The following is a 727-nucleotide window of genomic DNA, read 5'->3' as shown; positions in this document are numbered from 1 at the left end:
CGCTCCGAGGGTCGCTGCTGTGCGGGCAAGCAAGGGAGGACCGCAAATTCGGACTTAGAACGCCCGCGGCGCCCGCGAGGTCACCTGGTCAAATCGGGAACCATCCATGGTAGGCAAGCAAATCGCATTTTCCGGCAGGGCGCGTGAAAGCATGCTGCGCGGTGTCGACATTCTCGCCAACGCGGTGCAGGTGACGCTCGGGCCCAAGGGCCGCAACGTGGTAATGGAAAAGTCGTTTGGCGCACCCCGCATTACCAAGGACGGTGTGACGGTCGCCGGAGATATCGAGCTCAAGAACAAATTCGAGAACATGGGGGCGCGCCTCGTGCGCGAGGTCGCGAGCAAGACCTCCTATGTCGCCGGTGACGGCACAACCACTGCAATCGTGCTGGCGGCTTCCCTCGTTCGCGAAGGCACCAAGGCAGTCGCCGCCGGCATGAATCCGATGGACCTGAAGCGCGGCATCGACCTTGCGGCCGAGGCGGTCGTCGAGGATCTCAAGAAGAACTCGCAGAAGATCACTTCCAACGACGAGATCGCGCAGGTCGGCACCATCTCCGCCAATGGCGATGCCGAAATCGGCAGGTTGCTGGCCGAGGCCGTGAAGAAGGTCGGCAACGAGGGCGTGATTACGGTCGATGAGGCGAAGTCGCTCGGGACCGAGCTCGACGTGGTCGAGGGCATGCAGTTCGATCGCGGCTATGTCTCGCCCTACTTCATCACCAAT

General features: G+C 62.2%; 1 protein-coding gene. It reads left to right on the top strand.

Annotation, left to right across the window (positions count from 1 at the left end):
• Positions 1-106: 106 nt before the first annotated feature.
• Positions 107-727: TCP-1/cpn60 chaperonin family protein (locus AC0QUY_RS42655; RefSeq protein ID WP_475391735.1), on the top strand; the 621-nt coding region annotated here is incomplete at its 3' end.

The organism is Bradyrhizobium sp. WYCCWR15520 (assembly GCF_056174665.1).
The sequence above is the reverse complement of the archived record's forward strand: the minus strand, read 5'-3'. Positions and strand labels throughout refer to the sequence as shown.